Origin of the sequence: Streptomyces alboniger, assembly GCF_008704395.1 — a bacterium.
GTDB lineage: Bacteria > Actinomycetota > Actinomycetes > Streptomycetales > Streptomycetaceae > Streptomyces > Streptomyces alboniger.
On the sequence record NZ_CP023695.1, the window covers coordinates 7,184,340 to 7,198,011 of the forward strand.

Below are 13,672 nucleotides of genomic sequence, written 5' to 3' on the forward strand. Positions count from 1 at the left end.
GGCACTGATCCACACCTGGCGCGGTCGGATGTGCGGACGACGCTCAGTCCGCCGACGTGTGGCGGTGCCTCGCCCAGGCGGGCAGCGCGAACCAGAACAGCACGTACCAGGCGACGACACCGGAGACCAGCCAGGGCACCACGGAGTTGTCGGTGGCGACCCGCAGCACCAGGGTCAGCGCGGACGTCAGGGTGGCGAGGAGCAGGATCAGGCCGATGAAGGTCAGACGGGACGCCCACACCACTGCCTGCGGCTTGATCCGGCGCCCGGAGACGATGCGGTGGAAGGAGACGGGGCCGATGAGGGCGCCCGTGGTGGTCGAGCCGAGGATCACCGTCACGATGTAGATCATCCGGTCGGTGTCGCCCAGCTCCTGGAAGTGTGGTGTGAACACCACGGTGAGGAGGAAGCCGAACAGGATCTGTACGCCGGTCTGTGCCACCCGTACTTCCTGGATCAGCTCGGTCCACTGGCGGTCGGCGCGCTCGCTCTCCGTCTCGCGGCGACCGTCGTCTCCGTGCCCGGCCCCGGGCTCCTCATCACACTCACTGTTCGACGCGTTCACGACACCGAGTCTGCCCAGCATTCACACAAACAACAATCCGAGTGATCACCCGCGCCGCGCAGATGATCGTGGTGCGGGTGATTCGACCGGATGATGCCGGGCAGACGGGTCGCTGAAAGAACGTTGTACCCCACACATGAGGGAGGGCCCCGTGCTGCTGGCACACCCCGCCGTGCTGGAAGACCTGGTCGAGCGCTACAAGGCCTTGGCGGTGCTGCGCGCCGACCAGGGAAGCGCCGCAGCCCGCCAGGAGTTCGAGGACATCGCGTACAGCCTGTGCGTGGCCACCGGCACCAGCGATGTCGACGCGGCGCTGGTGGCCGCCAGCCATCGGCTGCCGGGGGCCAGGGTCACGGACGACTCGCTGCTGTCCGCCTGAGCCGCTCCGTCCGCCGGCGTCCTTCTCTCCGTACGGCCCGGTCTACTCGGCCGGGCCGTACCAGACGGTCGTGGCGTTGCAGAACTCGCGGATGCCGTGTCCCGACAGCTCCCGTCCATAGCCGGAGCGCTTGATGCCGCCGAAGGGCAGGCCGGGGTGGGAGGCCGTCATGCCGTTGAAGAAGACGCCGCCCGCCTGGAGGTCCCGTACGCAGCGCGCGATGTCGGCGTCGTCGCGGGTCCACACGTTCGAACTGAGGCCGAACGGCGTGTCGTTGGCGAGTGCCACCGCCTCGTCCAGGTCCGCCACGCGGTAGAGCGTGGCCACCGGGCCGAACGTCTCCTCGCGGTGGATCCGCATCCGCGGGGTGATGTCCGCGAGGACGGTGGGGGAGTAGTACCAGCCCCGTTCCTGCTCCTTGGGGCGCTGCCCGCCGCACAGCGCGGTCGCGCCGAGGCCCAGCGCGTCGTCGACGAGTTCCTCCAGATCGTCCCGCCCCTGCTCGCTGGAGAGCGGGCCGACGTCGGTCTCCTCGTTCAGTGGGTCGCCGACGGTCAACTCCCGCATCCCGGCGACGAATCGCTCCCGGAAGGCGTCGTAGACGTCGGTGTGCACGATGAAGCGCTTGGCGGCGATGCAGGACTGTCCGTTGTTCTGCACGCGGGCGGTCACCGCGGTCCGGGCGGCGCGCTCCACGTCGGCGCTCGGCAGCACCACGTACGGGTCGCTGCCGCCGAGTTCCAGGACGGTCTTCTTGATCTCGTCGCCCGCGACGGACGCCACCGAGCGGCCGGCGGGCTCGCTGCCGGTCAGCGTCGCGGCGGCCACCCGGTCGTCGCGCAGGATGGTCTCGACGGCGTCCGAGCCGACGAGCAGCGTCTGGAAGCAGCCCTCGGGGAATCCGGCCCGGCGGAAGAGGTCTTCCAGGTACAGGGCCGTCCTCGGCACGTTCGAGGCGTGCTTGAGCAGGCCGACGTTGCCCGCCATCAGAGCGGGTGCGGCGAAGCGCACGACCTGCCAGAGCGGGAAATTCCACGGCATCACGGCGAGCACCACGCCGAGCGGGCGGTAGTGGACGACGGCCCGGGACGCGCCGGAGTCCTCCACGTCGGCCTGCGCGGGGTGTTCGTCCGCGAGCAGTTCCTCCGCGTGCTCGGCGTACCACCGCATGGCCTTGACGCACTTGGCCGCCTCGGCCCTGGCCGCCTTGACGGGCTTGCCCATCTCCGTGGTCATGGTGCGGGCGACGTTTTCTGAGTCCTCCTCCAGGAGGTCGGCCGCGCGGCCGAGGAGCCGGGCGCGTTCCCCGAAGCCGGTGGTGCGGTAGCGGCCGTACGCGGCGTGGGCTGCCGCGATCCGGCGCTCGATCTCCGCGGGCGCGATCGGCTCGAAGGTCTCGAGCGTCTCACCGGTGGCGGGATTGACCGTGGCGATGGGCATGCCGTTCCTCCTCGGGACGCCTGGCGCGGCCGGGGTCGTGTGGTGGAGCGGGGTGGCCGGCCTGCCGCCGTTCCACCCTAGGTCGGCGCATGCCCGGGGGCATGCGGAGAGGCGGAGCGCGCCGCCCGCGGGGGGACGGCGCGGGCGGCGCGCTCCGGCCGACGGTGGGCCGTCAGTCGGTGGACAGGGCCTCCAGGAGCTGTCCGGCCTTGGGGTCGGAGAGCGCGCGGGCCGCGTCGGCGAGCGCCACCATGCCCACCAGGGAGTGCCCGTCGATCACGGGCAGGCGGCGGACCTTGTGGCTCGTCAGGGTCGCGAAGATCTCGTCGACGCCGTCGTCCGCGCCGATCGTCACGGCCTCGCTCTGCGCCAGCTCACCCACGAGCACCTTGGACGGGTCCTTGCCCTTGCCGAGGACCTTCACCACGATGTCGCGGTCGGTGATCACGCCCTTGAGGCGGTTGTCGGTGCCGCAGATGGGCAGCGCCCCGACGTCGAGTTCCGTGAGCTTGGCGGCCGCCTGCATGACGGTCTCCTCGGCTCCGGCACATTCGGCGCCCGGAGTCATGATGTCGCGTGCGGTGGTCACGTGAACCTCCTTGGCGGTCGATGGACGGTCCGGCCCGGTCGCCCCGGGCCGTCTCCACGCTCGGGTGCCCCGCACACAGGGACAAAACACCCGGCGGCTCACAGACCGAGGTCGGTGAGCCCGGGGTGGCCGTCGGGGCGGCGGCCGAGGGGCCAGTGGTACAGGCGGGCCGACTCCTGGATGGGCAGGTCGTTGATGCAGGCGTGGCGTGCGCGCATCAGGCCGTCGGCGTCGAACTCCCAGTTCTCGTTGCCGTACGAGCGGTACCACTGGCCGGAGTCGTCGTGCCACTCGTACGCGAAGCGCACCGCGATGCGGTGGTCGGTGTGCGCCCAGAGTTCCTTGACGAGCCGGTAGTCCAGCTCGCGGGCCCACTTGCGGGACAGGAACGCAACGATGGCCTCGCGCCCGGCGACGAACTCCGCGCGGTTGCGCCAGCGGGAGTCCGCGCTGTAGGCGAGGGCCACCTTCCCGGGGTCACGGGTGTTCCAGCCGTCCTCGGCGAGGCGGACCTTCTCCATGGCCGACTCCCGGGTGAACGGCGGTACGGGGGGCCGGGTGGGCGTGGTCATGGGTTCCTCCAGGGGGTGAGGCGCGGGACGTCCGGGGGAGAACGTGCGTTCTCCGTCGAGTCTGGCCACCCTAGGAGAATGGACGTTCTCCCGCAACGCTGCCGCGGCGACCGGGTCCGTAGTAGGATCGGAGAACGTACGTTCTCGTTTGCTCACCTGCACGGAGACTCGATGGATCTCGCGGAAGCCGAAGCCAGGCTCCTCGACGCGGCGGAGGGGCTGTTCTACGAACGCGGCGTCCAGGTCGCCGGCATGGACCAGGTCCGTGCCGCGTCCGGTGTCTCGCTCAAGCGGCTCTATCAGGTCTTCCCGTCGAAATCGGAGCTGGTCAGGGCTTGCCTCGACCGGCGCGACCGCCGCTGGCGGGGCCGCCTCGCCGCCTACGTGGAAGGGCGGCCGCGGGGCGAGGAGCGTGTCCTCGCGGTGTACGACTGGCTGTACGAGTGGTTCACCGAACCGGACTTCCGGGGCTGTGCCTTCATCAACGCCTACGGAGAGCTGGGGGCGGTCGACCCCGCGGTCGCCGACGCCGTCAGGGCGCACAAGAGCGCCTTCCGTGACTACCTCGCCGGCCTGGCGGCCTCCGCAGGGGTCTCCGAGCGGACCGTCGGCCCGCTGGTCCTGCTCGCGGAAGGCGCCATGACGGCCGCCGCGATCTCCGGGTCGCCCGAACCGGCACGTCAAGCCCGGTGCGGTGCGCAGCAGTTGCTGGCCGCGTCGTAAGCTCCGACCTCTCGACATGAGGAGGGGCGATGGCGAAGACGTATCGCATGAATGCCGGTACGCGCGTGATCAACCGCGTGTTCCACACGATGACCCGGCTCGGGATCGGCAAGGGGTACCGGTACAACCTGACGGTCCGCGGCAGGAAGAGCGGCCGTTCGTACTCCACGCCGGTCGATGTGATGTCGGCCGGTGAGGAGCGCTGGCTCGTGGCGGCCTACGGGGTGAGCGACTGGGTGCGCAACGCGCGCGCCGCGGGAGAGGTGGGGCTCAGCAGGGGCGGCAGATCGCGGACGCTCGGGGTGGTCGAGCTGGGGCCCGAGGAGAGTGTGCCGGTGCTGCGCCAGTACTGGCGTGAAGTGCCCGTCACCCGCGCCTACTTCGACGTGACCGCCGAGTCGTCGGACGAGGAGTTCGCCGCTGAGGTGGCGCGCCATCCGGTGTTCCGGCTGGTGCCGCGGGAGTGAGACTCGGGCGGGCCTGACTGTGCGTCAGGCCCGCCCGCCCGTCGGATGAGCCGGCTCGTCAGCAGCTCAGGTTCGAGCCCGGCGTGGTGCCCAGGATCTGGGTGAACGCCTTGTAGCGGTCGATGCGGCTCTGCACCTGGGCGGGGTTGCCGCCGTTGCACTCCAGAGTGCCGTTGATCGCGCGGATGGTCTCACCGAAACCGGCGCCGCTGACCATGGCGTGGTGCGGGGTCATGGTGCCCGGGCCGCTCTGGGTGTTCCAGTACCAAAGGCCCGTCTGCCAGGCGACGGAAGGGTTCTGCTCCACCAGGTACGGGTTGTTGAGGAGGTCGATGCCGAGGGCGTCGCCCGCCGCCTTGTAGTTGAAGTTCCAGCTGAGCTGGATCGGGCCGCGGCCGTAGTAGGCGGCCTGCCCGGCGGGGCAGCCGTAGGGCCGGGTCTTGTCGCAGTAGTGCGGGTAGTTGCTCTGGTTCTGCTCGACGACGTGGACCAGGCCGCCCGTCTCGTGGCTGACGTTGGCGAGGAACGCCGCGGCCTCCCGGCGCTCGACGGTGTCGCCGCCGGTGTTGGCGAAGCCCGGATACGCCTTGAGTGCGTCGGTCAGGCCCTTGTACGTGTAGAACGAGTTCCGGTTCGGGAACATCTTGTTGAACTGCGCCTCGCTGACCACGAATCCGGCCGGATCGGGGTCGCCCGGGTCCGTGCCGCCACCGCAGGTGCCCTGGTCCGCCCAGACGTCGGAGCGGCCCGGGGTCTCGTTCTGGGTCCACCACTTGGCCGTCCAGTTGTGTCCGTTGTGCGAGGCCGACTTGCCGCCGGTGTAGACGGTTGAGGCGGTCCACGGCGAGGCGCACTCGGCGGCGGACGCCGGGCCGGCGGCCGGACCCAGGACGATCATCGTGCCGACCGCGGCCAGCGCGGCCACGAGGCCGGTGATGCGTTTGATCATGCGACGTCTCCTTACGGGCGGGACGGGGGGATGGGCCCCGTGCCGTCATGGGGGTGCCGGAGACTCAAGCGAACGTGGTCTGTACCTGTCAAGGTCTAGACCAAATCGCGCAGGTAAAACCTGGCGTACCGCCCGGGCGGTACGGTTTTGACAGGCGAAACATGGGATGTTCCCATGTTTGACGGAACGGGGGGAGCGGACGCAAGAAGGAAGGTGCCGACGATGCCGTTGCGCAGCGCCGCGAGGACCAACCTCGTCGACCTGGTCATCGCCCAGATGGAGAGCCTGATCTCCGACGGCGAGTGGAAGGTCGGCGAGAAGATCCCCGCCGAGCCGCTCCTCGTGGAGCAGCTCGCCGTGGGCCGCAACACCGTGCGCGAGGCGGTCCGCGCGCTCGTGCACACGGGCATGCTGGAGCCGCGCCAGGGTGACGGCACCTATGTGCGGGCGAACAGCGACTTCGGCGCGGCCGTCCAGCGCAGACTGCGCAGGGCGGGGGTCCTCGAAGCGTACGAGGTCCGTGCCTGCCTGGAGCGGGACGCCGCCCGCCATGCCGCGCAGCGCCGTACGCAGGAGGACCTCGCGTCACTGCGGGCGGCCCTCGCCGAGCGCGGGCAGGCCTGGGAGAGCGGCGACACGGCGGCGTTCATCGACGCGGACATGGCCTTCCACCGCACCGTCGCCGACGCGGCGCACAACAGCGTCCTCGCCGAGCTGTACGGGCACCTCAGCGACGCCCTGCGCGAGACGCTCCAGTCGGTCGTCGGCGCCCCCGTGGCGGACTCGGTCCGGCACCAGTTCGACGCGCACGAGGCGATCGTCGACGCCATCGAGGCGCGTGACCCCCAGGCCGCCGAGGCCGCGGTGCTCGCACACCTCGGCGAGGGCGTGGCCGCGCTGCGCGAGCAGCCGCTGGACGAGGCCGAAACCGAAACGAACAACTCCGGAGCGGTACATGAGTGAGACGGCACGGCCCACCGCCGGGGCCACCCAGAACGGCGCGACCGCACCGGCGGACCAGGGCCAGGACCCGGACCCGGCCCCGCCCGCGGTCGCCGGGCGCCGCGCCCTCTACCTCGCCCTCGGCGTCGTCCTCCTCGCGCTCAACCTCCGCCCCGCCCTCGTCGCCGTCTCGCCGCTCGCCGACACCATCCGCGACGACAGCGGCATGTCGGCAGCCGCCACCAGTCTGCTCACCGCGCTGCCGCTGCTCTGCTTCGGTCTTCTCGCGCCGGTCGCGCCCCGGCTCGGCCGCCGCTTCGGCATGGAGCGCGCACTGTTCGGCACCATGGCGCTGATCTGCGCGGGCACGGCGCTGCGCATGCTGGACTCGGTCGTCGCGCTCTTCGCGGGCACCCTCGTCATTGGCGCGGGCATCGCCGTCGCCAACGTCCTGCTGCCCGGCCTGATCAAGCGTGACTTCCCCGCGAAGGCCGGCCTCATGACCGGGCTGTACTCGATGTCACTGTTCGGCGGCGCCGCCCTCGCGGCCGGTGTCACGCTGCCCGTGCAGCAGGCCGCCGACATGAACTGGCGCACCACACTGGCCTGTTGGGGCGCGCTCGCGCTCATCGCGCTGCTCGTGTGGCTGCCGCGGATCCGGTCGCGTACGCGCGTCGGCGCGGCGCCGGCCCGGCAGGCGGCGCATCCCGTACGCGGCCTGTGGCGCTCCCCGCTGGCGTGGCAGGTCACCGCGTACATGGGTCTCCAGTCCCTCAACTACTACGCGGCGGCCGCGTGGTTGCCGACCGTGTTCCAGGACGCCGGCATGGCGCCGGGCGACGCGGGCTGGATGCTCTCCTTCTCCTCGCTGCTCGGCATCGCGGGCTCCTTCCTCGCCCCGGTGACCGTCGGGCGGCGGCTGCGCTCCGGCGCCCTCGCCACACTCGGCGCCGCGCTGTGCGCGCTCGGCTTCGGGGGCCTGCTCGCCGCGCCGGTCGGCGGCGCCTACCTCTGGATGACGCTGCTCGGCCTCGGCCAGGGCGCGGCGATCAGCCTGGCGCTGCTGTTCATCGTGCAGCGCGCGCCCGACGCCCGGCACGCCGCCCAGCTCTCCAGCATGTCCCAGTGCTTCGGCTACATCCTCGCCGCGACCGGGCCGACCGTCCTCGGCGCCGTCCACGACGCGTCGCACAGCTGGACCGTGCCGCTCGTCCTCCTGCTCGCCCTGCTCGTGCCGCAGGTCGCGGTGGGCCTCGGGGCGGCCAGGGACAAGCACGTGGCGGGCGTCGGCCGAGCCGGGCGAGCGCCGGGGCCGGGACCTGGCATCGCCTGAGGCGGGCTCGGGCAGGATGCCCCCGGTGCGGTTTCCTCACGGCGCACCACGGCGGATCGAGAAGGGTGCGGCAATGACGGATTCGGCCTCCGGGCGGCTCGTGGTCTCAACGGCGACGCTCGACGACTGGCGTGTGGTGACGGGGTGGGCGGCGGACGAGGGCTGGAACCCCGGCCTCGGCGACGCCCCCTCGTTCTTCGCGCAGGACCCCGAGGGGTTCTTCATCGGGCGCGTCGACGGCGAGCCCGTCTCCGCGGTCTCGGTGGTCAACTACGGGGAGAGCTACGCCTTCCTCGGCTTCTACCTCGTCCGGCCCGACCGGCGCGGCCGCGGTTTCGGCCTCGCCACCTGGCGTGCGGGCCTCACGCACGCCGGGGGCCGGACCGTGGGCCTGGACGGCGTGCCCGACCAGCAGGACAACTACCGCCGCTCCGGCTTCGCCCGGGAGTACGGCACGCTGCGCTACATCGGCCCGCTCGCCGCCGCCGACGCGCCGGACCGGCATGTGCGTCCCGTCGAGGCCGCGGGACTGAAAGCGCTTCTGGCGTACGACGGTTCATGCCTGCCCGCGGACCGGCCGCGGTTCCTGGAGAGCTGGCTCGCCGCCCCCGGCCATCGCGCCCTCGCCCGCATCGTCGACGGCAGACTCACCGGGTACGGCGTGCTGCGGCCGGGCCGGGACGCCCTGCGCGTCGGGCCGCTGTTCGCCGACACGCGCGCCGACGCCGAGGCGCTCCTGGACGCGCTGGTCATCGAGGCGGACGGCGCGCCCGTCGCCATGGACGTGCCCGAGTCCAACGCGCAGGCGGTCGCGCTCGCCGAGGCCCGCGGTATGAAGCCCACGTTCGACACGGCCCGCATGTACACCGGGCCCACCAGGGAGTTCGCCAAGGACCGGGTGTTCGGGGTCACGTCGCTCGAACTGGGCTAGGGCCTGTCCGGACTGCGCGAAAGGCGGCGCCGCGGGTCGGGGACCTGGTCCCTGACCCGCGGCGCTCGGGAGTACGCGGGCTCAGCCGTCCGGAGCGCGGGCGGCTGCCGTCACCGCTGGGGAGGCTCCTGCCCGCGGTCACCGCCGAGCTGGTCCCTGAGCTTGTCCTGAGCGGTGTCGACCTGACCGCTGTACTTGCCCTGGGTCCTGTCGTCGACGAAGTCGCCGGCCTTGTCGATGCCCTGGCCGGCCTTGTCCTCGTGGCCCTTGAGCATCTGCTTGAGCTTGTCCATCACAGACATCCTCGGCCTCCTTGGTGTGAGCCGTCGCTACCAGCATGGGGTCACATCGGCCGCACCGCATCCGGGGCCGCCCCGGCACGCTCGGGCGCCGGGGCGGCCCTCGCTCAGGTGATCGTCAGCCGCCTCCTGGCCTCGGCATCGGAGCCGGCGCCGACATAGATGTCCACCGCGCCCTCCTCGACGCGGAACTCCCCGTCCCGGGCGTTCGTCCAGAAACCGAGATCGTCGGCGCCGATCCGGAAGCGGACCGTCCGGGACCTGCCGGGCTCCAGCGTGACCCGGCGGAACCCGCGCAGCCTGCGCACCGGCTGCGCGATGCTCGCCGCGAGGTCATGGACGTACAACTGCACGACCTCGTCGCCCGCGCGGTCCCCGGTGTTCGTGACGCTCACCGCCACCTCCAGGGTGTCGCCCTCGCGCAGGGCGTCCGCGGGGATCCGCTCGCGGCTCAGACTCGGCTCGCCGATCTCGAACGCCGTGTAGCTCAGGCCGTGCCCGAACGCGAACTGCGGGCCCGGGGGGAGATCCAGGTACTTCGACGTGTACTTGTTGTCCGGGTCGTAGGGGCGGCCCGTCGACTCGTGGTTGTAGTGGATGGGGATCTGTCCGACCGCGCGGGGGAACGACACGGGCAGCTTGCCGCCGGGGTTCACCTCGCCGAACAGGACGTCGGCGATGGCGTTCCCCGCCTCGAGGCCCGGGTGCCAGGCCTCCAGCACGGCAGGGGCGGAGCCCAGCCACTCGCCCACGGTCAGGGGGCGGCCGTTGACGAGGACGACGACGAACGGCTTTCCGGTCGCCGCGACGGCCGCGACCAGCTTCTCCTGCCCGCCGGGCAGGCCGATGTCGCTGCGCGCGGCGGCCTCGCCGCTCATCGAGGGCGGCTCGCCGACCACGACGACCGTGACATCGGCCGACCTCGCGGCGGACACGGCCTTCGGGATGCCGCCGGTGTCCTCACCCTCGGGGTCCACACCCCGGGCGTACGTCACCTTCGCGTCCGGCGCCGCACGCCTGACCGCGTCCAGGACCTTCACGGAGGGGTACTTCTTCACGGCCGCGGGGAACGACCACGTACCGAGCAGGTCGTCGGAGTCGCCGAACGGGCCGACGACCGCGATGGACCTGACCGACCGCTTCAGCGGGAGCGTCCCGCCCTCGTTCTTCAGGAGCACCATCGAGCGGGCGGCGCTGTCGCGGGCCGCCCGGTGCGCCGCCGGGGTCGGTCCTTCGACGGCGGCGCCCTCGTCCACGTACGGATCATCGAAGAGCCCGAGATCGGCCTTCAGGCGCAGGACGCGGGCGATCGCGTCGTCGAGCCGCTCCTCGCTGATCCTCCCCTCGCGGAGGAGCCTCCTGCCGTTCTTGAGCAGGTGGGTGCTGGTCATCTCCATGTCGACGCCCGCGTTCAGGGAGAGGCGGGCCGCCGCCGCGCCGTCCTCGGCGAAGCCGTGCGGGATCAGCTCCTGGACGCCGGTCCAGTCGCTGACGACCAGGCCGTCGAACCCCCACTCCTCCTTCAGGATGTCGGTCAGGGTGTGGGTGTTGCCGTGCCCGGGGATGCCGCCGATGGTGTTGAAGGAGGCCATCACCGTGGCCGCGCCCGCGTCCAACGCCGCCTTGAACGGCGGGAGGTAGAGACTGCGCAGGCGTGACTCCGAGACGTCCACGGTGTTGTAGTCGCGCCCGCCCTCCGCGCCGCCGTAGGCGACGAAGTGCTTGGCGCAGGCGGCGACGCGGTCCTTCGCGCCGTACCCCGGTGAGCCGGTCCCGCCCGGCTCACCCTGGTAGCCCCGCACCTTCGCCGCGGCGAACGCCGACGTCAGGTAGGGGTCCTCGCCGTTGCTCTCGGCGATGCGGCCCCAGCGCGGCTCGTGCGTGACGTCCATCATCGGCGAGAACGTCCAGTGCACGCCGTTCGAACGGGCCTCCTTCGCCGAGACCTCGGCGTCCGCCTTCGCCACGTCCGGGTCGAAGCTCGCGGCCTGCGCCAGCGGGATCGGGAACGTCGTCCAGAAGCCGTGGATGACGTCGAGCCCGAAGAGCAGCGGAATGCCGAGCCGGGACTCCTCGACGGCGATGCGCTGCAAGGCGTTGGTGGTCTTCGCGCCGTGGATACTCAGCACCGAACCGAGCCGCCCCGCGCGGGCCGCGTCCTCCACGTCCTTCGTGGCACCGCCGCCGGGACCGGTGTCCCAGGACCACGGGAGCTGCTGGAGCTGGCCCAGCTTCTCTTCGACTGTCATACGGTCGAGCAGTCCCTTGATCCGGTGCTCGTGGCGGGTGGCCGCGCGCCCCGTACGGCCGGGCGCGGCGTCGGCGATGCCCGCTCCCGCCGCTCCGGCGGCGACCGCCGTGCCCGCGACCGCCGTGCCACCGATCGCGGACAGCAGAGTACGCCTTCGTACATCACGCATGCGTTCGCCTTCTTACCTCGGGAGGGGGATAACTTCTGTGGTGGCCACAAGAGTTGAAGCGAAAGTACGTTTCGGATACACGCGGGTCAACAGACGCGGCAGGGGTGGGGGCGGGAGGGTGAAGCGGGTGGGTGAACCCTTGACCTCAAGTTTGGTTGAGGTCATACCGTTCGTCCCATGAGCATGGAAACCACCGCCTGGGTCCAGCTGCACAGCGTCATGAACGCCCAGCAGGACCGCCGCCCCTTCGCCCGAGCCACGCTGCGCCGCATCGGCGCCTTCGCCCGGCCCCACCGCCGACGCATCTGGCAGTTCGTGATGCTCAGCGTCGTCACCGCGCTGCTGGCCGTGGCGACCCCCGTACTGGCGGGCGGGGTCGTCGACGCGATCGTCGACGACGCCGACTCCTCGACGGTCGTGCGCTATGCCCTCCTGATCGCCGCCATCGCGCTCGCCGAGGCCGGACTCGGGCTGCTGAGCCGCTGGCTGTCGGCGAACCTCGGCGAAGGCCTCATCCTCGATCTGCGGACCGCCGTCTTCGACCACGTCCAGCGCATGCCCGTCGCGTTCTTCACCCGCACCCGCACGGGCGCGCTGGTCAGCCGCCTCAACAACGACGTGATCGGCGCGCAGCGGGCCTTCAGCAACACGCTCTCCGGAGTCGTGGGGAACCTCGTCACCCTGCTCCTCACGCTCGCCGTCATGCTCACCCTCTCGTGGCAGATCACGCTGCTGGCACTGGTACTGCTCCCGGTGTTCGTCGTCCCCGCTCGCCGCATGGGGGCGAAGATGGCCGGGCTCCAGCGGGAGGCCGCCCACCACAACGCCGCCATGGGCACCCGGATGACCGAGCGCTTCTCGGCCCCCGGCGCCACCCTGATCAAGCTCTTCGGCCGGCCCGGCGACGAGTCCGCCGAGTTCGCCGCGCGGGCCCGCCGGGTGCGCGACATCGGCGTACGCACCGCCATGGCGCAGTCCACGTTCATCACCGCGCTCACACTCGTGTCGGCGCTGGCGCTCGCCCTGGTCTACGGACTCGGCGGGTACTTCGCCCTGGCGGGGACGCTGGAGGCGGGTGCCGTCGTCTCGCTCGCGCTGCTGCTCACACGGCTGTACGCACCGCTGACGTCCCTGGCGGGGGCGCGCGTCGAGGTGATGAGCGCCCTCGTCAGCTTCGAGCGGGTCTTCGAGATCCTCGACCTGAAGCCGCTCATCGAGGAGAAGAAGGACGCGGTGCCCGTCCCCGAAGGCCCCGTGGCCATCGAGTTCGAGAACGTCCGCTTCGGCTACCCCGCCGCCGACAAGGTCTCCCTCGCCTCCCTCGAAGAGGTCGTCTCGCTCGACACCCGCGGCGGCGACGAGGTCCTGCACGGCCTGTCGTTCCGCGCCGAGCCCGGCCAGACCGTCGCGCTCGTCGGCTCCTCCGGAGCGGGCAAGTCGACCATCGCGCAACTGCTGCCACGGCTGTACGACACCGACGAGGGGACCGTGCGCATCGGTGGCGTCGACGTACGCGACCTGACCGCCGACTCCATGCGGGCCACCCTCGGCATGGTCACCCAGGACGGCCACCTCTTCCACGAGTCCGTCCGCGCCAACCTGCTCCTCGCGAGGCCCGAAGCGACCGAGGACGAACTCTGGGACGTGCTGCGGCGCTCCCGGCTCGAAGACCTCGTACGCTCCCTGCCGGACGGGCTCGACACGGTGGTCGGCGAGCGCGGCTACCGGCTCTCCGGCGGTGAGCGGCAGCGGATGACCATCGCCCGGCTGCTCCTCGCCCGCCAGCGGGTCGTCATCCTCGACGAGGCGACGGCCCACCTCGACAACACCTCGGAGGCCGCCGTCCAGGAAGCCCTCGGCGAGGCCCTCGCGGAGCGCACCGCCGTGGTGATCGCCCACCGGCTGTCCACGGTGCGCTCCGCCGACCTCATCCTCGTCGTCGAGGCGGGCCGGATCGTGGAGCGCGGCACGCACGAGGAACTGCTCGCGCTGGAGGGGCGGTACGCGGAGCTGTACCGCACACAGTTCGCCAAGGGGGCGCAGGCGGTGGGGGCGGTATGAGG

At 71.6% G+C, this 13,672-nt stretch carries 14 protein-coding genes; 7 read left to right on the forward strand and 7 right to left on the reverse strand.

The window, feature by feature from the left end:
- Positions 1-43: 43 nt before the first annotated feature.
- Positions 44-565, reverse strand: coding sequence for a DUF6328 family protein (locus CP975_RS31580; RefSeq protein ID WP_055527702.1), 522 nt, complete (start codon positions 563-565; stop codon positions 44-46).
- A gap of 151 nt (positions 566-716) precedes the next feature.
- On the opposite strand from CP975_RS31580, the gene CP975_RS31585 reads away from it, so the two are divergent.
- Positions 717-944, forward strand: a complete 228-nt coding sequence (locus CP975_RS31585) for a DUF5133 domain-containing protein (RefSeq protein WP_055527639.1) — start codon at positions 717-719, stop codon at positions 942-944.
- A gap of 42 nt (positions 945-986) precedes the next feature.
- On the opposite strand, the gene CP975_RS31590 is transcribed toward CP975_RS31585, so the two are convergent.
- The 3 genes from CP975_RS31590 to CP975_RS31600 form a co-directional block, all read right to left on the reverse strand.
- Complete coding sequence (locus CP975_RS31590) at positions 987-2,384, reverse strand: NADP-dependent succinic semialdehyde dehydrogenase (protein WP_055527638.1); 1,398 nt, start codon at positions 2,382-2,384, stop codon at positions 987-989.
- Positions 2,385-2,556: 172 nt separating this feature from the next.
- The gene (locus CP975_RS31595) at positions 2,557-2,973 is read right to left on the reverse strand and encodes a CBS domain-containing protein (RefSeq protein ID WP_055527637.1); all 417 of its coding nucleotides are present in this window, start codon (positions 2,971-2,973) and stop codon (positions 2,557-2,559) included.
- A 98-nt stretch (positions 2,974-3,071) separates the two neighbouring features.
- The gene (locus CP975_RS31600) at positions 3,072-3,545 is read right to left on the reverse strand and encodes a nuclear transport factor 2 family protein (protein ID WP_055527635.1); all 474 of its coding nucleotides are present in this window, start codon (positions 3,543-3,545) and stop codon (positions 3,072-3,074) included.
- Between the two features lie 171 nt (positions 3,546-3,716).
- Between CP975_RS31600 and CP975_RS31605 the strand changes: the two genes are divergently transcribed.
- Both CP975_RS31605 and CP975_RS31610 read left to right on the forward strand, forming a co-directional pair.
- The gene (locus CP975_RS31605) at positions 3,717-4,268 is read left to right on the forward strand and encodes a TetR/AcrR family transcriptional regulator (RefSeq protein WP_055527634.1); all 552 of its coding nucleotides are present in this window, start codon (positions 3,717-3,719) and stop codon (positions 4,266-4,268) included.
- A 29-nt stretch (positions 4,269-4,297) separates the two neighbouring features.
- On the forward strand, positions 4,298-4,735 hold the full coding sequence (locus CP975_RS31610; RefSeq protein ID WP_055527632.1) for a nitroreductase family deazaflavin-dependent oxidoreductase: 438 nt from the start codon (positions 4,298-4,300) through the stop codon (positions 4,733-4,735).
- A gap of 58 nt (positions 4,736-4,793) precedes the next feature.
- On the opposite strand, the gene CP975_RS31615 is transcribed toward CP975_RS31610, so the two are convergent.
- Positions 4,794-5,684 carry a glycoside hydrolase family 19 protein gene (locus CP975_RS31615; protein ID WP_055527630.1) on the reverse strand — a complete coding sequence of 297 codons (891 nt, stop codon included), beginning with the start codon at positions 5,682-5,684 and terminating at the stop codon, positions 4,794-4,796.
- A 222-nt stretch (positions 5,685-5,906) separates the two neighbouring features.
- Here CP975_RS31615 and CP975_RS31620 point away from each other — a divergent pair, with 222 nt between their 5' ends.
- The 3 genes from CP975_RS31620 (at position 5,907) to CP975_RS31630 (ending at position 8,890) form a co-directional block, all read left to right on the forward strand.
- Positions 5,907-6,647, forward strand: coding sequence for a FadR/GntR family transcriptional regulator (locus CP975_RS31620; protein WP_055527629.1), 741 nt, complete (start codon positions 5,907-5,909; stop codon positions 6,645-6,647).
- A complete protein-coding gene (locus tag CP975_RS31625; protein ID WP_055527627.1) occupies positions 6,640-7,959 on the forward strand; it encodes a CynX/NimT family MFS transporter in 1,320 nt (439 codons plus the stop codon). The genes CP975_RS31620 and CP975_RS31625 overlap by 8 nt, the downstream gene beginning before the upstream one ends.
- 73 nt (positions 7,960-8,032) lie before the next feature.
- The gene (locus tag CP975_RS31630; protein WP_055527625.1) at positions 8,033-8,890 is read left to right on the forward strand and encodes a GNAT family N-acetyltransferase; all 858 of its coding nucleotides are present in this window, start codon (positions 8,033-8,035) and stop codon (positions 8,888-8,890) included.
- A gap of 110 nt (positions 8,891-9,000) precedes the next feature.
- Here CP975_RS31630 and CP975_RS31635 read toward each other — a convergent pair whose 3' ends face one another.
- Both CP975_RS31635 and bglX read right to left on the reverse strand, forming a co-directional pair.
- Positions 9,001-9,192: an antitoxin gene (locus CP975_RS31635; RefSeq protein ID WP_030793225.1), complete on the reverse strand. Its 192-nt coding sequence runs from the start codon at positions 9,190-9,192 to the stop codon at positions 9,001-9,003.
- 104 nt (positions 9,193-9,296) lie between these two features.
- Positions 9,297-11,438, reverse strand: coding sequence for a beta-glucosidase BglX (gene bglX / locus CP975_RS31640; protein WP_055527700.1), 2,142 nt, complete (start codon positions 11,436-11,438; stop codon positions 9,297-9,299).
- A gap of 348 nt (positions 11,439-11,786) precedes the next feature.
- Between bglX and CP975_RS31645 the strand changes: the two genes are divergently transcribed.
- Complete coding sequence (locus CP975_RS31645; protein ID WP_150477611.1) at positions 11,787-13,670, forward strand: ABC transporter ATP-binding protein; 1,884 nt, start codon at positions 11,787-11,789, stop codon at positions 13,668-13,670.
- The last annotated feature ends 2 nt before the right edge of the window (positions 13,671-13,672 follow it).